A 20753-nucleotide genomic window follows, 5' to 3' on the forward strand; every position below is an offset into this window, starting at 1 on the left:
CCTCAAAGCAAGGGTTCGAGCACCGACCAGAGGTTGTTCAGCAACCGTTCCTGAGCGATGGCCGTGGGGTGAATGCCATCGGACTGCATCATGTTCGCGACGCCACCTACCCCTTCGAGAAAGAACGGAACGTAGGGCAGATCCTGCTCACCGGCGAGTGAGTCGAAGGCATTGGCGAATGCCGTGGTGTAACGCTGGCCCAGATTCGGCGGCATGCGCATGCCCAGCAGCACTACTTGGGCTCCCGCTTCCTGCGACATCTCGACCATCGCCGCAAGATTCTGTTTCAATCGTTTGAAAAGAAGCGAGACCCCAGTAATTTCAAGGGTTTCAGCCGATGGACGCTCAGGTCATTCAGCCAACTGTTAGAAGTGTGTTAGAAGTTTTGCTCGCCAAGCCGTGGCATTACCGCCGATCTGGGGTCTACTACCTCAGGGTCCGCCCTCTGCGCTCCAAGGGCACCTGTACGCTCTCCCTCCGCTCTACTGATAGACCAACCGCAATGACCACCAGCAAACAGCTCCTATCGACCCTCAGGGCCTTCCATCTCGACAAGCCGGACGCAACCTGGGACGAACTGCGCGACCACCTCAGGTCAATCGCTGAGGACACCCTGGCGACCTCAACCGACTGGGAGGAGCTGGACGCAGTGGGGATGACTTACTCAGATATCCGAGGGGACCTACAGCGGATCGCCCGCACCTCGCTGACACCGCCCCAAGCGAAAGCCGTGGAGATGGGCAAGCGGATCATGTGGGAATCGGAGAGAAGGCTCGAAGGGCACCCCAAGGGATTGGCTGATATCATAGACGAACTCAATCACGATGAGGATTATGATAGACACAGGCGTGCTTCTGTTTCCCTATCTGTAAGTCCACCTCCGGCCAACCCTGCAATCATTGAGGAACCCAAGCCCTTGTCTTGGGAGGACCTATCGGACAGCTACATGGCCGAACACTCAGTTAACGTGAAGGTATCGACCCTGGGAGCCCTTCGGACACAACACACGGTCATCGGAAGGGCCTTTGAAGCTGTCGGCGTCTCTGACCTCTCCAAGCACAAGCGGGAGGACCTGATAGCCGTTCGGGCGAGCCTGCTGGAGTCCCGAGAGCCGTCCACCGTGAATAACCTACTCGCCACCCTCTCGACGGTCCTAAAGTGGGCCGAAGCGAATGATCTAATCAAGAAGGCATACACCGCTAAGCTCAAGCTCACCAAGAACACCACGAGCAAGCGGGGGGGCTTCACCGAGTCCCAGGTAGCGAAGGCCATGAGTCACGCCAACGGACTCCCTGCGACCTCCTGGCAACGATGGGGGCTGTCCCTCCTGGCAATCACCGGGGCTCGCGTGGGGGAAATCGCTCAGTTGACCAAGGCGGACATCAAGCAGGTCGATGGTTGCTGGTGTATCGACATTAACGAGGATGGCCCAGGGAAAAGCCTCAAGAACCGCTACAGCACCCGTCTGGTCCCGTTGACCGATGGAGCCTTAGGATTCGACCTAACGGCCTTCCTTGAGGCAGTCAAAGCGGGAGCCCTGCCGTCTGACAATGGGATCAACGCAATGAACGCCAGTCGTGGCCTTGGGGCCTTGCTCAAAGAGGCGCTTGGGGAGGACCGGGAGCAGAACCAGACCCTCCACTCTCTGCGCCACTCAATGGCCTCCAGGCTCCAGTCCAAAGGCACGCCGGTCATCTATACCCAGGCGATTCTTGGGCACGCCTCCGGGTCAATCTCGTATGACACCTACGGCAACAGCGTCCCAGTCAAGGCGCTCGCTGAGGTTCTGAGGGAGGTCTATAAGACTGGGGATCGGTAGCGTAGCTACTGCCGAGCTGGACGTTCTGATCGGCCACCCCGAGCATGACCTCCTGTTCATCGCTACTCAGGTCGCCCGAGCGGCTGGCCTGAAGAACCCTGCCGGTTCCGTGGCGTCGTACCGCAAGACGAAACAGGGTACGGGACTCAAGCTGACGCTGGGGGCACTGATACAAGATTCTTGCATTAGTCTCCCAGTGGATGACCTGGGGCGGGCGTTCCGCACCACAACAGCAATAATGACCGAACCCGAGACCTACCAGATGCTCCTCAGGGGCCACGCACCGGCCAGCGAGCCATTCCGCAAGTGGGTCACCGAGGAGGTCCTCCCGTCCATCCGCAAGACCGGCCAGTACAACGTCAATGAGTCCACCACTGAGACCGGCCAGCAGTTCGCCGGGGAGCTGGCCGCGCTGAGTGACGCTGTATCGGGCCTCCTGAAGCAGAACTCTACGATCCTGGGGATGCTCCGAAGGAGACAAAGGGGGGATGCTGGTCAATCTTTCGGAGCAATACTCGCGCTCCTACGTGAAATCTGAAGGGCTCGCTGGGTCCTGACCTTGGGGATTTGGCGTAGCGACGGGCTGCGAGGCGGCACCAAGGGCAATCCTTAAGCATAGCTGGTGCCCCTTGGTCAACTTCTATTTAAAAACCCTCACTAATAGGACAGACGATGATTCTGAGAGAAAATAATTCTCAGGGTCCTCCTCGACCCATTCGACTTCCCTGCGGTTGCTCTTAAAGCAGCTCACCAGGGTGACCCTTTTGTTTCCACTGGAATGACCCGCCGCTGACTACAGCACAGGGACCCAGCCGTGGGCCCGGTAGTCGAGCCGGGGTGAGCTATGAATTAAGCCGAGTGTTCCTCGGTCGTCTCAGGGAGGTGGTGGCCCCTGATTCGTTCATAGACACAAGGGTGGCTGTTACTTAAAGATTCTAAAGGGTCATCTTCTTATTACTCTTTTAATAATCTTCTAAACCTTAGGTTTTCTTTGGGTCCTTAGGTTTCCCTCTCGGAGAACCATGGTTGTCTTCAAGTTTGGGACAGGTCTTGCCAGACCATGATCCTGATCCTTTGAGGCAACCTAATGTCCTTGAGTCTGGCTCTCGGTCAACCTGTGCAAAAGCTGCATAGGTCCACCTCAGTTAAAAACCCTCACTAATAGGACACACCCCTCGGTTGTCCCTCATTGCCCGTCGCTGGGCACAAACGCCAGTTCCTCTGGCAATCCCAATCCAGTCTTTCTGATAGCGCCTTTCATGCCACGCCGGTTCCCTTGTCTGGGGTCTGGATGACCGGCTGTGGGTGCGACCTGAAGGGCGCTATCAAAAGGAAAACAGACAATGAATATCGACATTAAGCACAAGCACGCTGGGCACCTGATCGTCATCGAAGGGCACCCCTTTAAGGCAAACGATGCGGGCCAATGGGACCTGACCGAAATCTGGCAGACCTTGAAACTTGCCAAGGGTAAGCAGCCGAAACGCTTCGTTGAACGCAAAGAGGCTCAGCGATTGGAACAAGCCGGAAAAATCGGCTCGTTAAATCGTGGTCGGGCAGGCTCCCAAACTCTCGCAGCAAAGCAGGCAGTTATCCGCTATGCCGCCTGGGTTTCCTCTGAGTTCGAGGATATGGTCTTCGATGCCTTCGAGGCTATCCTTGAGATGCCTGAGGTCGCCACGGTAGTCATCCAAAAGATGGCCGAGATGGGGCGAGAGAAGTCCGCTGAGCTGCTGGCGCGCAGTGCCTTCAACGATAAGTGCGACTGGAAGGCCCTCAAGCGAGGTCCTCAGTCCCAGACCCCAGCCGCCAAGGCCCACCGTCAGCGTAAGGCTCAGGAAGCCAAGCTGGCCGCTCGGATTCGTCGCAACGTCAGCCGGGAGGGCATCTAATGCGCTATCGACTGATCCCAGGCCCAGGGTGCCCTCAGGCCCTCTGTGACCGACTCAACGACGCTCTGGCAACCCCAAGCGCCCGCCGTGTCTATCATGCCGCTCGGAGCGCCTACAGGCTCCACACGGACCACACCCTGGCGTCCTTTCAGGCCGACCTCCAGGAAACCCTCAGGCTCCCCTTGGGAGAGCTGGACGGCATCCTTGAGCGAGCCGCTATGACGTTTCAGGAAGCAATGCTGTTGCCTGTCCGGTTCGACCTCACAGCGCGACCAGCAGCCGCTTAACGCCACACATTGAGCGCCTGTAGGGCTCCCAGGGAGTCGCTGGGTTTCGTCTTTAAGGTTTCATCATCCGTTATCGACAACCGCCAGCCATTGGCGCCCACTCCAGCGACTCACCTGGAAGCCCTACAAGCTCACACCAGTAGCGAACTAACGCTACGCCCTTCAGTTCCCCACCTGAAGTCCCCCAAACGCCCATCCCACGGGCGACACACTGAAATCAAGAATCCATAGAGCAAACCCCCAGGGTCGGCGTGTTTACGTCTCCTTGCGTCTTGTCGCGCCTGCCGTGCGGACTGGGGGTTTGCTCTATGGGATAGGAGACCTACCCAAATGAAAATTACCGTTAGCAACGTAACTCCCGAGACCGTAAGCATCCACGGCCAAACCCTGGCCCGAGAGTATGCCGAGCTGGTCCTCCTGCCTCTGTTGGTCGCGGCTGAAGGCCAGAACCATCCGGCAATCGTAAAGGTAGCCGAGGCGTTCGCTACCGCTGGGCTGAGCCTTGAGGGCTCCCCTGAGGCAACCCGACTCCATCGGAGCCACCAGCACCAGCAGCGAGTCGAGCAGGAACGCCTGAAGGCTGAAGCCCAGGAACATGCCCGCCGTTGCCACGTCCCGACGCCCCAAGAGATTGCCCAGCAGATCGCTGAGCGTGAGCGCAAGGCCCGAGAGATTCGTGAGCATGGCGAACGCCTGCGTGCTGCCCGTGGACGTTAACGCTATGGACCTTCTGGTCCTCGTCCTGATTACCACTCGCCAATACTTTTTCTAAGGAGTTACCAACAATGAAACCTTTCCAGTACAAGAAACCCGATAGCGTCTACTCCCAGACCGTCACCACTGCCCACGGCTCAACGGCCACCCAGGCAACCTTCCACACCTCCGACATCCGAGCGGATCACATGGCTGCTACGGACCCTCTGGTCTATGCCCAGGCCATGTATGAGGCTGCTGATGACCACCTCAACGGTGACGAGTGGCGCGACAACATGAACACGGCGTTTCCTTCTGAGGTTCGCCCCTACGGCTCCCAGCCGACCGCTCCCCAGGTCGCCCTAATGGCTGACCGCTCCGTTACCTTCGATCCCCGCCAGACCTATGATGGGCAAACGATGACCCACGGCGATGCCAAAGCAGGCTCCCTGGTCTCGATGGAGGCCCCTGAGGTCGGCATTCTGGTATCGGGTCGTGTGTCGATCTTCGACCACACCGTCCAGTTCGGCTTCACTGAGCGCAGCATGGCGCAGACCGGGGAGAAACTGCTGGATGACCTTGAGCTGACCCTGGCCGGTAAGATTGCCCAGAGCCTTGAGGGTCAACCTTCGGTCACCAAGGCATATGCGGGAGCCCTGAGCGGTAGCCCTGCTGCCCAGGCTGAGGACCTACTGGACATCCTGGCGGTCAACCTCGACACCTTCTGGGGCCGTGATGTCTCCGAGTTCGGCGTTCTGATCCCCGTGGCTCTTCGTCCGACCCTCAACCGTGCCGCTCAACGGGCTGGCCTTGAGGACATCGACGAGCTGGTGGGGACCCGTGTTCAGGTCTACAGCGGTCCAGACCGTGGCATCTTTCTGGTGCCCAAGGCGTTCGCCCTGTTGTCGTTCCGTGAAGACCAGAACGGCGATGTCTGGCGGGTGGAACTGAGCCGTAATGCTTCGACCCAGAGCTGGGACCTTGAGGTCTCCGCTGTGGTGGACGTGATGGCAACCGCTATGGTCGAAGTGAAGCTGGGTGGTTCCGAGTGGGAAACCACCCCGGTAGCCCTGCCGATCATCAAGCAACTGGTCCTCTCAGCGCAGCCGTAAGGCCCTGGGAGTCGCACCAAGAGGACGGGAGGTGGCCAGTAAGCTGGCGTGGTTGTGATAACCATCCTCCTTCCAATCCAAAGGAATGAGCCCTGGGTAAACCTGGGGCCATCCTCTGCCGACAACTGGCTGTCACTGGGTCTCCTTGAGATTCGGTTTAAAGCTCCTCGACCTGAATGGGTCTTGGGGCTTCTTTTTGCAATACCTGACTAAATCAGTAGGAGACTCACATGGGCAAGCTACAGGCTGCTTATTGGCTGCTGGTGGTTGCTCCTTGGGTCGTCTCGCTGGTCGCTCGGTCTGCCTTGAGAATCTGGGAGAAAAATCTGAGACCTCATCTCAATAAAGAAGACCAGCCACATTCCCCCGTGCCGCCCTCGGTCCCCTTGGATCGCTGAGGCACGTGAAGGTCCTTCGGTGTTAGAAGTTTGTTAGAACACTGTTAGACATTCGGGGCGTAAAGCCGCTACGCTTGGCGTCTCTCGCTCAATCCTTACGGTTGAATCAGAGCAGCGGTTCGAGAGCAGGCCAGACGTTATCCAGCAGTTTCGATTGGGCTTCAGCAGTCGGATGGATTTGGTCACCCTGCATCATGGAAGGCACGCCAGCCACGCCCTCCAGCAGAAACGGGACCAGTGGGACATCGTACTCAGAGGCCACTTCAGGGAACACTTTGGCGAACGCCTCGGTGTATCTCTTGCCCAAATTAGGGGGCATAAGCATCCCTAAAATGAGCACCTTGGCTCCCGCTTCCTGCGACATTTCAATCATCGCCGCAAGATTCTGTTTCAATTGCAGCGGTGATTGACCGCGCAGGCCATCGTTGCCGCCCAACTCCAGAATCACGACTTCAGGTGCATGCTCATCGAGCAGCGCCGGCAGCCTGGAACGCCCGCCCGCCGTGGTGTCACCACTGATCGAGGCATTTACCACCTGATACTCCAGAGCCTGTGAATCCAGTCGTTGTTGAAGCATATGCACCCAGCCCTGGCTGGTTTCCAGGCCGAAAGCGGCGCTGATACTATCCCCGACCACCAGGACCGTCCCGCCCAGGGCGCCCTGGGTCCAGCACAGCAAGACCAGAACCCCACCTTTCAGCCACATTCGCATCGGAATCTCCATGAGCGACAGCATTCTCAATGCCCGGAACCTTAGCAAAGTGGTACCCAGCGCGGAAGGTGAACTGGCCATCCTCGACGCGGTGTCACTGACCCTGGACAAGGGCGACAGCCTGGCCATCGTCGGCACTTCCGGCTCGGGGAAATCCACCCTGCTCGGTCTGCTCGCCGGGCTCGACCTGCCCACCTCCGGTGAAGTAACCCTGGCTGGCCATCGGCTTGGGGAGCTGGACGAGGATCAGCGCGCCAGGGTCCGTGCCGAGCATGTCGGTTTCGTTTTCCAGTCTTTCCAGCTGCTGGACAGCCTCAATGCATTGGAAAACGTCATGCTGCCGCTGGAGTTGCATGGTCGTCGCGATGCCCAGGCAAAGGCCAGCGAACTGCTCGAACGTGTCGGTCTGGGTGCGCGCCTGCACCACTATCCACGGCAACTGTCCGGCGGCGAGCAACAGCGCGTTGCCGTCGCCCGTGCGTTCGCCGCCGAACCCGAGGTGCTGTTTGCCGACGAACCGACCGGCAATCTCGACAGCCACACCGGCGCGAACATCACGGAACTGCTTTTCGAGCTGAACCGCGAGCGCACGACCACGCTGATTCTGGTAACCCATGATGAGCAGCTTGCGCAGCGCTGCCAGCATTTACTGCGCCTTGAAGGTGGCCGCAGGATCGACGCCGAGCAGACTCGATGAGGCGCATGACCATTGGCCGGCTGGCCACCCTCGCCCTGCGACAACTCATGCGCGATGCCCGCGCGGGCGAATTGCGCATACTCTTCTTTGCGCTGCTGATCGCCGTGGCGGCCAGTACCGCCATCGGTTATTTCGGCGCGCGCCTGAACGATGCCATGCTTCTGCGCGCCACCGAATTCCTCGGCGCCGACCTGGTCGTGCGCGGCAGCGCCCCCGCAGCGCCGGAACAGATCGAAGCGGGCAGCCTCTTGCAGCTCGATCATGCCCGAGTGGTTGAGTTCTCCAGCGTCATCGCCACCGATGAAAACCTGCAACTGGCCAGCGTCAAGGCCGCCGACAGCCATTATCCGTTGCGTGGCGAACTGCGCAGCGCCGCCGCGCCCTATCAACCCGAGCAGATCAGTGACGACGGACCGCAACCCGGCGAAGCCTGGGCCGAGGCACGGCTGTTCGCCGCCCTGGATTTGCAGATTGGCGATCTGATCGAAGTCGGTAACAAACAGCTGAAGCTGACCCGCGTACTGACCTACGAGCCGGATCGTGTGGGTGACTTCTACAGCCTGACGCCACGGGTGCTGATGCACCTTGACGATCTGCAGGCAACCGGTGTCGTCCAGCCCGGCAGTCGCGTGAGCTACCGCGAACTCTGGCGCGGCCCGGCGGCACAGTTGCAGGCTTATCAGCAGGCCATCCAGGCGGATCTTCAACCACACCAGCGCATCGAGACCGCAAAGGACGGCAATCGCCAGATCGGCGGTGCCCTGGGTCGCGCCGAGCGCTACCTGAACCTGGCCAGCCTGGCGGCGGTATTACTCGCCGGGGTTGCCGTGGCCCTGTCCGCCGCACGCTTTGCCTCACGTCGTTTCGACGCCAGCGCGCTGCTGCGCTGCCTCGGGCTGTCCCGGCGCGAAGCGCTGCTGCTTTATACCCTGCAACTGACCTATCTCGGCGCACTGGCCAGCATGACCGGCGCGCTGCTGGGCTGGGCGGCGCAGCACGGGCTGTTTTTTCTGCTGCGTGATCTGGTGGTCAGCGAAATTCCTCCCGCAACACTCTGGCCGGCGCTGGCCGGCATCGCCACGGGTCTCGTGGCCCTGGCCGGTTTCGCCCTGCCGCCGCTGGCCGCACTGGGCCGCGTGCCACCGCTGCGTGTGCTGCGCCGCGACATGCTGCCGGTGCCGCCCAGCACCTGGCTGGTCTACGGCACGGCCATCGTCGCCCTGGGGCTGATCATGTGGCGCCTGAGCCTGGACCTGAAAATCACTCTGGCCCTGCTCGGCGGCGGGTTGCTCGCCACGCTGGTCCTGGGCGGCCTGCTGTTACTGACTTTGCAGGGACTGCGCCGGACGCTGTCCGGCGCCTCCCTGCCCTGGCGGCTGGGCCTAGGCCAGTTGCTGCGCCATCCGCTGGCCGCTGCCGGCCAATCCCTGGCCTTCGGCCTGATCCTGCTGGCCATGGCGCTGATCGCACTGCTGCGCGGCGAACTGCTGGACACCTGGCAGGAGCAGTTGCCGGAAAACGCCCCCAACCACTTCGTGCTGAACGTGCTGCCGGCGGACAGTGCCGCCTTCGGTGAGCGCATCACGGTCCTGTCCGATCACGCCGCCCCGCTGTATCCGGTGGTGCCGGGACGGCTGGTGGCCATCAATGGCGAGCCGGTACGGCAGATCGTCAGCAAGGAAAGCCAGGGCGAACGGGCGGTCCGCCGCGACCTGAGCCTGACCTGGGCGCAGGAACTGCCTGCGGACAACCGCCTGACGGCAGGCCACTGGTGGAGCGAAAAGCCGGGCGAACTACCCGGCGTATCAGTGGAAGCGGAGCTGGCTGAGAGCCTGAGGGTAGGACTGGGTGACCGTCTGACCTTCACCGTGGGCGGCATTACCCGTGACGTCAGCGTCACCAGCCTGCGCGAAGTGAACTGGGACAGTTTCCAGCCCAATTTCTACATGATCTTCGAGCCACAGACCCTACAGGACGTCCCGGCCACCTATATGACCAGCTTCCACCTGCCGCCCGGCAAGGATCGCGAACTGGTGCAGCTCGCCCGCGATTTCCCCTCCGCGACGATCCTGCAGGTCGAGGCCCTGCTCGGCCAACTGCGCAGCATCCTCGCGCAGGTCTCTCTGGCGGTGGAATACGTGCTGATGTTCGTGCTGGCAGCGGGTCTTGCCGTGCTGTTCGCCGGCCTGCAGGCGACCCTCGATGAACGCATCCGCCAGGGTGCGCTGTTGCGGGCACTGGGCGCCGAGCGCAAGCTGCTGCTCAAGGCCCGGCGCGCCGAATTCGGCGTACTCGGCGCGGCCAGCGGCCTGCTGGCCGCGCTGGGCTGCGAACTGGTCAGCGCCCTGCTCTATCACTTCGTCTTCGACCTGCGCTGGCAGCCGCATCCCTGGCTGCTGCTCTTGCCGGTGATCGGCGCCTTGCTGGTCGGCGGCGCGGGCGTGATAGGTACACGTCGTGCGCTGAACGCCAGCCCGCTCAATGTGCTGCGCGAGAATTGAGCCCGTATCGGCCCTGCCGCAGATGCTGCTGGCTGAAACTGGCCACCAGCTTACAATGTGCGGCCCCGATAGCCGATCCGGATAGTCCATGAGTCGTTACCGTCCGCCGCGCCCTGCCGGCACCCCGCTGATCACGCCCGAAGGTGAAGCGCGCCTGCGTGCCGAACTGCACGAACTCTGGCACGTCAGGCGCCCGCAGGTGACCCAGTCGGTCAGTGAAGCCGCCGCGCAAGGCGATCGCTCGGAAAACGCCGAATACACCTACGGCAAGAAAATGCTGCGCGAGATCGATAGCCGCGTACGTTTTCTCACCAAGCGGCTGGAGAAGCTCAAGGTCGTCAGCGAGCGGCCAGGCGATCCAGGCAAGGTGTACTTCGGCGCCTGGGTGACCGTCGAGGACGAGGATGGCGAACAGGCCCGCTATCGCATCGTCGGTCCGGATGAGCTGGATCTCAGGCAGGGCCTGATCAGTATCGACTCGCCCCTGGCCAGAGCCCTGGTAGGCAAGCCACTGGATGCCGAAGTGCAGGTACAGACGCCGACCGGGGCGAGGCTCTGGTATATCGTCGCCATCGACTATCAGACATGAAAAACTACCTGCGTTGGCAATAACAGGCTCGGCAAGCCGCTTGTGACTGACGCGCGTTTCTCGCCTGTTTTCGCCTTGTCTTGCCTGCCCGGCTACCTGGCCGCACTCTGCGGCCCCGCCTCCAGCAGATTGCGCTCCCGGTTGTAGGCCAGGTAATACTTGTTCACTGCATTGACGTAACTCACCACGCCCATGCCCATGGTTTCCATGGCGATTCGTTCGACCTGGAAGAACCACTGATCCGGATTGAGGCCTCGGCGGCGGGCTTCGGCACGCATGCTCTGCACCCGTTGCGGCCCCAGGTTGTATGCGGCGAGGATAAAGGCCATGCGCTCACGCTCGTTGAGCCTGGGGCTGGCGAAGAAATCCCGGCGGATACTGGCCAGATACCTGGCACTGGCCAGTACATTGTCGTCCAGCTTGCCGATATCGGTGACGCCCATACTGCGAGCCGTGGCGGGTGTCACCTGCATCAGCCCGGTGGCGCCTGAAGCGCCACGGGCCGCCGGGTCGAGGGTCGACTCCTTGAAGGCCAGCGCTGCCAGGTTCAGCCAGTCGATGTCCTGCTGCCGGGCATGACGCTGCAGGGTCGAGCGGACCTTTTCCAGACGCTGCCGGCCAATGGAATCCAGCGGATACTGCACCCGATACAGACGCCGGTACACTCGCACGAAAGCGGCATCCTGATTGTCCGGGACACGATAACTCGTCAGAAAGCGATCAGCGCTGGCGCGCAACATGCTCGCGTCCTTGTGCACGAACCAGTGCATGTCCGCGTGTTTACCCAGCGTCAGTTGCGATTCGATACGAAGTTTCGGCAACACCTTCGCCCAGCGCTCGGCAATCGTCCGCTCAACGAGGGTCGCCGGATAAATGCCGGCCTGGACCATTTCCAGCACATCCTCCACGGCGAGCGTCGAGTCGACCCACTCGACAACGATGGGTGCCCGTCCGGCCTGCATCAGCTCACGGTTGATCTTTTCCAGCGTGGTGCCGGCGACACTGCCTGCCGGCAATGCCAGGCTGCGGCCAGAGAGCTGTTGCAGTTGCGTATAACGTCGACTGCCCTGACGCGTGACCAGTACCATCGGAACCTGTTCCACAACGGCACGGGTACGGCTCACCTGGCGCATGGTGCCTCGTTCGAGCAACTCGCCCGGCGCAACCAGGTCGCCTTCTCCCCTCTGCAGGGCGGCGAGCAACTGATCCTTTGCCTTAGGGATGACTTTCAGGGTGATCGTGTGTCCCTGCGAGTCGCGATTGAGAAACTGCTCGAATGCGCGCAAGCGCACATACTCGACGCCGATCGCCTCCCCCTTCACCTCACCGGAGCTGTTGCGGCTCTGATTCACCAGCACGCGCAACACTCCGCTGCGGCGAATCTGCGCCAGATCGCGTACCGTATCCGCCGCCTGCCAAGCCTGCGGACCAACCACGCGGGCAACCGCCGGCCAGGGCGCAAACAGCACCAGCAGACAGAGCAACAGAGGCAGTAAACGGGTCATCGGCGAAGGTATCGACTCGAATGGAACAAGATGCCGTGCGGCCAGCCCTGGCGCAAGGCGGCGAAGGTTCTCACAGCAGAGAAGCAGTCGCCAGCAACTACCGACACATGACCTTAGCTATCAGCCTTAACCAATTGAATTATATAGTTATATTTTCATCTTATAAGTGAGCTTATTCATGCAGCTTGTCGATATTGGCGTCAATCTGACACATCCGACCTTCAGCCGTGACCCACGCGCCGTTCTCGACCGCGCCCATGCCGCCGGCGTCATGCAGATGGTGCTGACCGGCACCAGCCTCAGCGAAAGCGAAGCGGCCCTGGCGCTCTGCCGCGACCTGGACGAAAGTGGCCAGCGACTGTTCTGCACTGCCGGCATTCATCCACACGAGGCAAGCCAGTGGTCATCGCAGAGTGCGGCAGCACTCCGGCAGTTGCTCGACGAGCCCGAGGTACGCGCAGTCGGTGAATGCGGGCTGGACTTCAATCGTGATCTTTCGCCGCGCACGCAGCAGGAGCGAGTCCTCGAAGAACAGCTGCAACTGGCAGTGGAAACCGGTCTGCCGGTTTTTCTTCATGAGCGCGAGGCCGATCAGCGTCTGGCAGACATCGTCCGGTCCTTTCGTGATCAGCTCAGTGCTGCCGTGGTGCACTGTTTCACTGGTGAAAAACGTGCTCTTTACAGCTATCTCGACCTCGATCTGCATATTGGCATTACCGGCTGGATCTGTGACGAACGCCGCGGGACGCATCTGCATTCGCTGGTGCGCGAAATACCCAGCGAACGTCTGATGCTTGAAAGCGATGCACCCTACCTGCTGCCGCGCACGCTGCGTCCCCGGCCCAGGCACAACGAGCCGGCGTATCTTCCTGAGGTCCTGCGCGAAGTCGCACGGCATCGAGAAGTGAGCGAACAGGAACTGGCTGCAAGCAGCACAGCCTGCGCGCAGCGGTTTTTCCGTATTCCAGCGCTGTAGTCAGCCGAACACCGTTACCGTCTGCCGACTCAAGGCCAGCAGTTCGCCCTGGGGGCTCCAGAGCGCGGCGGCGCAGTGGCCGTAGCCATCGCGGGCGTGCTCGATCACGGCGCGGTACTGGCACCAGTCATGGGTATCGACGTGTGGCTGCGGCTGAATGAACTCGATGGTCCAGGTCAGCGAACTCCCGGGAGCGAAGCCTTTGAGGTGCGACAGCACGGCAGGCGGCCAGGCGTCCACCAGCGCCAGTACATGGGCAATGGTCAGCGGTTCGCGCGCGACCTCGCCACGCTGGCGCACCCAGCCGCCCATTTCCCGCGAGGTGTTGCCGCTGAACGGCAAGCCACCAATGCCCCAGCGCATGGCCAGGTGCCGAGTGAACTCCGGCGCGACACCGGGTATGTAGGGCAACTCCTGGCAGGCCTCCAGCGCAGGCATGCTTGGTGCCGGCTCCGCCTCTACCGCGACGACGGACGCACGCGAGGCGCCGAAACTGCCCTGCACCAGTGTCACCACCTGGCCGTTCTGCATGGCCCGACCGAGCACCTGGCTGACCGCCTTGCCTTCACGCAGCACCTCGGCCTCGAAGCTGACCGGCGTATCCACCAGCAGCGGGCCGACGAAGGTGATGGCCAGCGAGCGTACCGGGCGATCTTCCGGCACCTGCGCCCGCATCGCCTCGTACACCAGCGCCGCCGCCAGCCCGCCAAAGCCCGCCCGGCCCTGCCCCCAGCTGGCGGGTACGACGAGTTCCTGTGGGTTGTCGCGCACGGCTTGTATCAGTTCGGAAAGGGTCATGCTTGCCTCGAAAGCCGGTGATGGGCCGCTATCTTAGCCTTGCCCGGAGACACGGGCGCACGGCCTGACAGGGGAGATTAGCCAATCTGCAGGGCCGAAGAAGCCGAATGAGCTCGTCCTACGGCTTCCCGCGCCCCCCGGTACGCCACGGCAGGCGTCGCCCGAGCCGCGCCAGCGCGCTCTGTATCGCAGCCTTGTCCGGCGCCTCGCCGGCATAGCGTGCACGCTCGTACAGGCGGGCAAAATCGCCAATGGCCTCGGCCTGCGCCGGCAACTCGCGCGCCGCACGCTCGGCGAAGTCACGCGCGCCCTCACCATCCTCGCGGATGACGCCACGCCGCGCCAGCAAACGCTCGAAGCGGCGGAACAGGCGCAGTTGCGGATCACGCTCGTACTGCCAGGGCTTGAGCAGCAACAGGGTCAGCAGCGCAATCAGCACGGCGGCGCAGACGAGCAGCAACAATCCGAGCTGACGCGTATCGATGTCACCAAACCACCCCTTCAGGGTTCGCAGCTGACGCTCGCCCTGGTAATCGAGCACCCAGCGCTGCCAGCCGTAGTTGAGGTTGTCCCAACCAAAGCGCAGTTCGTTCAACCAGCCAATATCACGGTAGCGGCGCAGGTTCATCGGAGATTCCTGAAGCAGGCTCTGTTCATCGACCAACGCTTCTTCCAGCCCCAACTCGATGCGTTCCGGCGCAACCTGAAAGGTCGGATCCACGCTGACCCAGCCGCGTTCCGTGACCCAGTATTCGACCCAGGCATGAGCATCGAGCTGACGCACCGACAGGTAGTTGCCGGCAGGATTGACCTCTCCGCCCTGATAACCCGCCACCACCCGTGCGGGTACTCCTGCGGCGCGCAGCACAAAAGTCATCGCTCCGGCATAGTGGATGCAGAAGCCGTTGAGGGTCTCGAACAGGAAATCATCGACGATGTCACTGCCCACCGGCGGCGGTCGCAGCGTGTAGCCGTAGGGCTGCCGGTTGAAATGGCGCAGCAGCGCCTGCACCAGCGCTTCGGGGTCCTGATGCTCGCGGCGCAATTGTGTCGCCCAGTTGCGGGCGCGTGGATTGCCTTCGGCGGGCAGCTGCAGGGAGCGCTCCAGGGTGGCCGGCGCAGGCCTGGGTTCACGCAGGGCGTCAGGCCAGGAAGTCACCTCGTAGAGCAGCGGCTTGTCCACCGGATGCCGACGCTGCAGATGAAAGTCGGTCATCAGGCGTACATCGTCCGCATCGACCTCCCCCACGTCCAGCGCGTACAGCCAGGGACGACCACTGGGCTGCATGACGATGCTGTAGTTCAGCGCCGCGCCCTGCGGATTCCACTCCGGCGCTTGGGGCACCTGCGCCGCGAAGGACTGCGACCAGCGTCGGCCATCGAAACGTTCGAACGTGACGGCGCGCCAGTACAGACGATCCCGCTCGGGCATCGGTCCTTCGAAGCTGGCCCTGAAGGCCAGCGCGGGAGAGCGGCTCAGTTCGGCGATATCGCCCGGCGACATACTGTCGGCCAACCCGGAAATCGCCCGGTCCTTGGGCTGTGGCAATGACCATAGCGGACCGAAGCGTGGGAACAGCACGAACAGCAGCAGCATCAGCGGCGCCGCCTGCAACAGCAGCGAACCGGCCAGCCGCAGCGTCGGCCAGGGATGGGTTCTGGCGCTGCTCTGCTGCAGGCCGATCATCGCCGCCAGCAGCGCGATGATCGGCAACAGGCTGTAGAGCCCGGCCAGCAGGCTGTCGTTGAACAGGTAGCTGGTAACGACGGTGAAGAAGCCGAGGAAGATCAGCACCAGCGCATCGCGGCGACTGCGCATTTCCACCAGTTTCAGGATGAACGCGGCGATCAGCAGCACCACGCCGGCTTCCAGGCCGATCAGGCTGCCGCGAGACAGATACACGCCAAACCCCGCGCCGATCATCATCAGCGCTTTCATCCAGCCGCGCGGATAACGCGCCTGCATGCGAAATATCCGTACCCGCCATGCCGCGCAGCCCAGCCAGAGACCGATGATCCACAGCGGCAGATGGTCCAGATGCGGCAGGATCACCAGCACCTGGGCCACCAGCAGCCAGACCAGGCCGTTGCGGGGTATCGGCTGGATGCCACTCATCACTCGCTCTCCCGCTGACCAAACAGCGCCAACGCACGCAGACAACGGTTGCGATGATCGGCTCCGCCAGCCGGGCCAATCGTCAACTCCGCAAGACGCAAGGCGAAGGGTTGCTGTCGGGCCGACAACTCGACGACCCAATGGCAGAGCCGCGACAGCCGCGCCTCCAGCTCACCGTCGAGGGCATCCAGATCGAGCAGCGGCTCCTGCCCAACCAACGCCGAAAACTCCTTCACCAACAACCCTTGGCCACGTGAAAAAGCCTTCCAGTGCAGCCGCCGCCGCGAATCCCCCGGCTGCCAGTCACGCAATCCCTGATAATCATCTACCCCATGACCCAGCGCGCGACTGCCTTCATCCTCATCGTCAAGGCCGGCGGTTTGCGGCAGCCCGCCGGCTTCGGGCCGGGGATAGACCAGCGCCGCCAGTTGCAGATCGACCCAGCTCCAGGCCACCAGCAACCCCAGCGGGAAACGGCTTTCCACCCGCAACCGACCGGGGCGCAGCCAGCCACGGCGCTCGCTCGGCAGACTGAGTTCGACCTCGCAGATGCCGCCAACGGGCACATCGACTCGTTGTAAATCACCGCCCGGCCACCCCAGCGCGACGGCCTGATACAGACGGCCACGGCTTTCCAGCCTGACGCGCAGGCGCGCCTGTTCGCCGAGAAATACCGCATCCGAACCACCCGCCTGCAGCACCAGGCCGGCCAGGTTGCGCCAGGTATGCAGGATGGTTACCACGAACACCGAGCCGAGCAGGAAGGTCAGCGCATAGGCCAGGCTGTTCTGGTAGTTGATGGCCGCTACCAGCATCAGCAGCAGAGCAATCATGAAGGCCATGCCGACCGCGCTGGGCATGATGAAGATTCGTCGCTGATCGAGGCGTACGCTCGGCCCTGGCGGGATGCGCTTGAGCAGCCAGCGCTCACGAGTTCGCGGTAGCAGCCTCATGGGACCCAGGAGACCATCAGAGCGCCGGTACTTCGCGCAGCAGCCACTGCACCAGTGCACCGCCACCATGGCCACCGGCATCGGCGCGCTCGCGCAGCCGATGCCCTGTCACCGAGGGCAGCACCGCCTGCACATCCTCGGGGATCACGTAATCCCGATCATCCAGATAGGCCCAGGCTCGCGCCGCCGCCAGCAACGCAAGGCTGCCACGCGGCGACAATCCCCAGGCGAACTGCGGCTGCGTGCGCGTCGCTTCGACCAGTCGCAGCACATAATCGACCAGCGCATCGCTGACGCGGACCTGGGCCACGGTCTCCTGAATCGCCACCAGCGTGGCGCGGTCGAGTACGGGCTCCAGCCGTGCCAGCAGATCGCGCCGCGAATCGCCCAGCAACAGAGCCTTTTCCGCCGCCTTCGCCGGATAACCCAGCGACAGGCGCATAAGAAAACGGTCCAGCTGCGATTCCGGCAAGGTGAAGGTGCCACCTGAACTGACCGGATTCTGCGTGGCGATGACGAAAAAGGGTTCAGGTAGGGGCCGCGTGGCGCCCTCGATAGTGACCTGGCCTTCCTCCATGGCTTCGAGCAGGGCGCTCTGGCTTTTCGGTGTGGCCCGATTGATTTCATCGGCCAGCACCAGTTCGGCGAAGATCGGCCCCGGATGAAAGACGAACTGTCCGCTGTCCTTGTCGAACACCGAGGTGCCAAGAATATCGCCCGGCAACAGATCGGAAGTGAACTGAATACGCTGGAATTCCAGCCCCATGACCCTGGCCAGGGTGTGGCTCAGAGTGGTCTTGCCCATGCCCGGCAGGTCCTCGATCAGCAAATGCCCCCGCGCCAGCAGGCAGGCCATTGCCAGTTGCACCTGTGATTGCTTGCCGAGCAGGACTTCATTGACCGCTCGTAGACAGACTTCCAATCGTGCGCGCATGCCACTCTCCTTCATTCGTCAGCCCTGATGCTACTGACACCGGGAGCCACAGGCAAAAGCACGGGAAACTGTTGTGATGAAGTTCCAGGGTGCGACCGAGCTGTAGCCGCAAAAGCGTCGTCGCAGGGCCGAACACGTTCGGCCCTGCGAGCGGCAACTAGCGCCCCGCGCGCGACTCGCGCAGGTAGAAGCGCGCCTTCTTGGCTTTCTGGGTACAGCCTCGATAGGCCTCGAACTGCTGCTGGGTCTTGGCGCCGGTCAGCAGGGCCATCGCCTTGGAGTAGCTCACGGTGCCGGCGAAACCTTCCGCTTCGGCCAGGCTCTGCTCCTCCCAAGCCGCATCCAGCAGGGATGCGCAACTGTCGCGATAGGCGGTTTTAGCAGCGCAACCGCTCAGGGTCAGCATCAGCAAGGACAGACAGATCAGGTTCTTCATCACCAACTCCTTCTTCAAAGGCTTTCATCGTGTTTGCGTGCAGCACGCTCGCGAAGAAACTCGACCACCGCGTCCTGCTCACCAGCAAATTCGATTCGGGACGCCTTGCTCTCACGCTGATAGACGTACATCGGGTCGTAATAGTCTGTGAGCAGGGCTTCGATCCAGTCGCGGTGAAGGTCCACCGCGCCACTGCGGGCCTGCTCGGCCAGCGCCTGATCCATGATCAGAGCCAGTTTCCTGTAGTGCTCGCCGCCCAGTCGCCTGCTGATATTGACCAGACTCTGCTGCAAACGCTCGGCGAAGGCAGCAAAGCCGGCATCACCCTGCCCGGCTATGAACTCGGCACACAGATCGACCACATAGTCTTTCAGAATCCGCTCGACACGCCCCTCAAGGCTGTCTTCCAGCCATACCAGGGGATAATGCTGCATGCCCTGGAACAGCGGCAGCGGGATCGAGCAGCGCCCCACCAGGCGCGCCTCATCCTCAAGTACGAACTGGCTGACATTTGCCGCCTGCATTTTCAGCAGGCGGACCGCCAGCGCATTTTCGAAGTCGATCTGTGCCGGCTGCGGCGTGGCACGCTTGCCGAAGCTCGAACCGCGATGATTGGCCAGACCTTCGAGGTCCACGCTGTTGCCCAGGCGTGCCAGCACTTCGGTCTTGCCGGTACCGGTCATGCCGCCGACCAGCACGAAATCCAGGCCGGTCGCTGCCTGTTCGAGCGTATCCAGCAGGAAATGGCGCATCGCCTTGTAGCCGCCGGTCACGCGCGGGTAGTCGATGCCCGCCTCGCTCTTGAGCCATTGCTGCACGATTTGCGAACGCAAGCCACCACGAAAACAGTAGATGTAACCGTGCGGATTATTCCGGACGAAATCGACCCAGGCTCCCATTCGCTCGGCCTTTATCTGCCCGCTGACCAGCCGATTGCCAAGCTCGATGGCCGCCTGTTGCCCGTGCTGCTTGAAGCAGGTGCCGACCTTCTGCCGCTCAAGGTCATTCATCAGGGGCAAATTGACTACGCCAGGAAAGGCGCCTTTGGCGAATTCCACCGGTGCCCGCGCATCCATCAGCGGAATATCGTCAAGAAACAACGCTCGGTAGTTATCGGTATCACCGCGCATCAACGAACCTCGACCGCAAAAGCACCGGCTTCGACCAGCTCGCCAATCGGCTCGAGCGTCAGACCCAGCTCGGTCGCAACCGCCAGGAACTCCGTCTCGCCTTCGGGCGTCACGGCGACCAGCAGGCCACCACTGGTCTGCGGATCACAGAGCAGCTGCTTGTGCGCCTCGTTCAGCGCGGCGATGCGCTCGCCATAACTGTCGAAGTTACGCCCGGTGCCGCCCGGCACGCAGCCCTGCTCAAGGTAATATTCGACGCCTTCGAGGCGCGGCACCCGTGCGTAGTCGATGCGCGCTGTGACGCCGCTGCCATCAGCCATCTCGACCAGGTGCCCAAGCAGGCCGAAGCCGGTGACATCGGTCATGGCATGCACCCCGGCAAGCTTGCCAAAACGGCTGCCGGGCGTGTTCAGCGTACACATCCAGTCTCGTGCGCGGCCCACGTCCTCGGCACGCAGCTTGGCCTGCTTTTCCGCCGTGGTCAGGATGCCGATGCCCAGCGGCTTGGTCAGGTAAAGCTTGCAACCCACCGTGGCTGTATCGTTGCGCTTCATCTGGCTCTTGTTGACCAGCCCGGTCACGGCCAGGCCGAAGATCGGCTCGGGCGCGTCGATGGAATGCCCGCCTGCCAGCGGAATACCCGCTGCATCGCAGACCGCGCGACCGCCGGCGATCACCTCGCGCGCCACTTCCGGCGACAGCACGTTGACCGGCCAACCCAGAATGGCGATGGCCATCAGCGGATCGCCGCCCATGGCGTAGATGTCGCTGATGGCGTTGGTCGCGGCAATACGACCGAAATCAAAAGGATCGTCGACGATGGGCATGAAGAAATCGGTGGTTGAAACCACACCGCGCTCGCCGTCGATGCCATACACCGCCGCATCGTCGCGCGAGGCATTACCGACCCACAGGCGCGGATCGAGGTTCTGCGCGCCGCTGCCAGCGAGAATCACATCCAGCACCTTCGGGGAAATCTTGCAGCCGCAACCGGCACCATGGCTGTACTGGGTAAGGCGGATGGGTTCGCTCATCTGGAAAGCCTCATGACGGTCGCAAAATGGGCGCCGATTGTAGCAAGAAGGCAGAAAGGCTGGCGCATGCCGTATCGAGCAGCAAGCGCTCAGCGGCGGGCTCCATCCAGAGCCTTGTCAGACTAAATATTGTTGTCCCGCGCTTGAAGCTCAGCCACGCAGGCTTGATGC

Annotated in this window: 18 protein-coding genes and 1 pseudogene; 9 read left to right on the plus strand and 10 right to left on the minus strand. The window is 62.1% G+C overall.

The window, feature by feature from the left end:
• Nucleotides 1-2: 2 nt before the first annotated feature.
• Nucleotides 3-293, minus strand: a pseudogene (locus ACYCFC_RS08165) (SGNH/GDSL hydrolase family protein); the annotation flags it as partial.
• A gap of 209 nt (nt 294-502) precedes the next feature.
• On the opposite strand from ACYCFC_RS08165, the gene ACYCFC_RS08170 reads away from it, so the two are divergent.
• The 5 genes from ACYCFC_RS08170 (at nt 503) to ACYCFC_RS08190 (ending at nt 5803) form a co-directional block, all read left to right on the plus strand.
• Nucleotides 503-1819, plus strand: coding sequence for a tyrosine-type recombinase/integrase (locus ACYCFC_RS08170; protein WP_459653640.1), 1317 nt, complete (start codon nt 503-505; stop codon nt 1817-1819).
• Nucleotides 1820-1847: 28 nt separating this feature from the next.
• The gene (locus tag ACYCFC_RS08175) at nt 1848-2357 is read left to right on the plus strand and encodes a BRO-N domain-containing protein (RefSeq protein ID WP_459653969.1); all 510 of its coding nucleotides are present in this window, start codon (nt 1848-1850) and stop codon (nt 2355-2357) included.
• A gap of 805 nt (nt 2358-3162) precedes the next feature.
• Nucleotides 3163-3711, plus strand: a complete 549-nt coding sequence (locus tag ACYCFC_RS08180; RefSeq protein ID WP_459653641.1) for a hypothetical protein — start codon at nt 3163-3165, stop codon at nt 3709-3711.
• Between the two features lie 617 nt (nt 3712-4328).
• The gene (locus ACYCFC_RS08185; RefSeq protein WP_459653642.1) at nt 4329-4715 is read left to right on the plus strand and encodes a hypothetical protein; all 387 of its coding nucleotides are present in this window, start codon (nt 4329-4331) and stop codon (nt 4713-4715) included.
• 68 nt (nt 4716-4783) lie between these two features.
• Nucleotides 4784-5803, plus strand: coding sequence for a hypothetical protein (locus ACYCFC_RS08190; protein ID WP_459653643.1), 1020 nt, complete (start codon nt 4784-4786; stop codon nt 5801-5803).
• 504 nt (nt 5804-6307) lie between these two features.
• On the opposite strand, the gene ACYCFC_RS08195 is transcribed toward ACYCFC_RS08190, so the two are convergent.
• Complete coding sequence (locus ACYCFC_RS08195) at nt 6308-6913, minus strand: arylesterase (RefSeq protein WP_459653644.1); 606 nt, start codon at nt 6911-6913, stop codon at nt 6308-6310.
• A gap of 10 nt (nt 6914-6923) precedes the next feature.
• On the opposite strand from ACYCFC_RS08195, the gene ACYCFC_RS08200 reads away from it, so the two are divergent.
• The 3 genes from ACYCFC_RS08200 to greB all read left to right on the plus strand — a co-directional run bounded on the left by ACYCFC_RS08200 (nt 6924) and on the right by greB (nt 10700).
• Entirely contained in the window at nt 6924-7610 is a 687-nt protein-coding gene (locus ACYCFC_RS08200; RefSeq protein ID WP_181082731.1) for an ABC transporter ATP-binding protein, read from the plus strand.
• A complete protein-coding gene (locus ACYCFC_RS08205) occupies nt 7607-10111 on the plus strand; it encodes an ABC transporter permease (protein WP_459653645.1) in 2505 nt (834 codons plus the stop codon). Before ACYCFC_RS08200 ends, ACYCFC_RS08205 begins: the two co-directional genes overlap by 4 nt.
• Nucleotides 10112-10199: 88 nt before the next feature.
• On the plus strand, nt 10200-10700 hold the full coding sequence (greB, locus tag ACYCFC_RS08210; RefSeq protein WP_181082729.1) for a transcription elongation factor GreB: 501 nt from the start codon (nt 10200-10202) through the stop codon (nt 10698-10700).
• 92 nt (nt 10701-10792) lie between these two features.
• On the opposite strand, the gene ACYCFC_RS08215 is transcribed toward greB, so the two are convergent.
• Entirely contained in the window at nt 10793-12205 is a 1413-nt protein-coding gene (locus tag ACYCFC_RS08215; protein WP_459653646.1) for an MltF family protein, read from the minus strand.
• A gap of 178 nt (nt 12206-12383) precedes the next feature.
• Here ACYCFC_RS08215 and ACYCFC_RS08220 point away from each other — a divergent pair, with 178 nt between their 5' ends.
• Nucleotides 12384-13181, plus strand: coding sequence for a TatD family hydrolase (locus ACYCFC_RS08220; protein ID WP_459653647.1), 798 nt, complete (start codon nt 12384-12386; stop codon nt 13179-13181).
• Here ACYCFC_RS08220 and ACYCFC_RS08225 read toward each other — a convergent pair whose 3' ends face one another.
• The 7 genes from ACYCFC_RS08225 to selD all read right to left on the minus strand — a co-directional run bounded on the left by ACYCFC_RS08225 (nt 13182) and on the right by selD (nt 20582).
• Nucleotides 13182-13979, minus strand: a complete 798-nt coding sequence (locus ACYCFC_RS08225) for an acyl-CoA thioesterase (protein WP_459653648.1) — start codon at nt 13977-13979, stop codon at nt 13182-13184. It abuts the gene before it with no gap.
• A 118-nt stretch (nt 13980-14097) separates the two neighbouring features.
• Nucleotides 14098-16095, minus strand: a complete 1998-nt coding sequence (locus tag ACYCFC_RS08230; protein WP_459653649.1) for a transglutaminase TgpA family protein — start codon at nt 16093-16095, stop codon at nt 14098-14100.
• Entirely contained in the window at nt 16095-17048 is a 954-nt protein-coding gene (locus ACYCFC_RS08235) for a DUF58 domain-containing protein (RefSeq protein ID WP_459653650.1), read from the minus strand. Before ACYCFC_RS08235 ends, ACYCFC_RS08230 begins: the two co-directional genes overlap by 1 nt.
• Before the next feature lie 16 nt (nt 17049-17064).
• Nucleotides 17065-17982: an AAA family ATPase gene (locus tag ACYCFC_RS08240; protein ID WP_459653651.1), complete on the minus strand. Its 918-nt coding sequence runs from the start codon at nt 17980-17982 to the stop codon at nt 17065-17067.
• A gap of 157 nt (nt 17983-18139) precedes the next feature.
• Nucleotides 18140-18418, minus strand: coding sequence for a hypothetical protein (locus tag ACYCFC_RS08245; RefSeq protein ID WP_459653652.1), 279 nt, complete (start codon nt 18416-18418; stop codon nt 18140-18142).
• A 14-nt stretch (nt 18419-18432) separates the two neighbouring features.
• Nucleotides 18433-19548: a tRNA 2-selenouridine(34) synthase MnmH gene (gene mnmH, locus ACYCFC_RS08250; RefSeq protein ID WP_459653653.1), complete on the minus strand. Its 1116-nt coding sequence runs from the start codon at nt 19546-19548 to the stop codon at nt 18433-18435.
• Nucleotides 19548-20582: a selenide, water dikinase SelD gene (gene selD, locus ACYCFC_RS08255; protein ID WP_181082720.1), complete on the minus strand. Its 1035-nt coding sequence runs from the start codon at nt 20580-20582 to the stop codon at nt 19548-19550. Before selD ends, mnmH begins: the two co-directional genes overlap by 1 nt.
• Nucleotides 20583-20753 lie beyond the last annotated feature (171 nt).

This window comes from Stutzerimonas sp. NM35 (genome assembly GCF_054604355.1).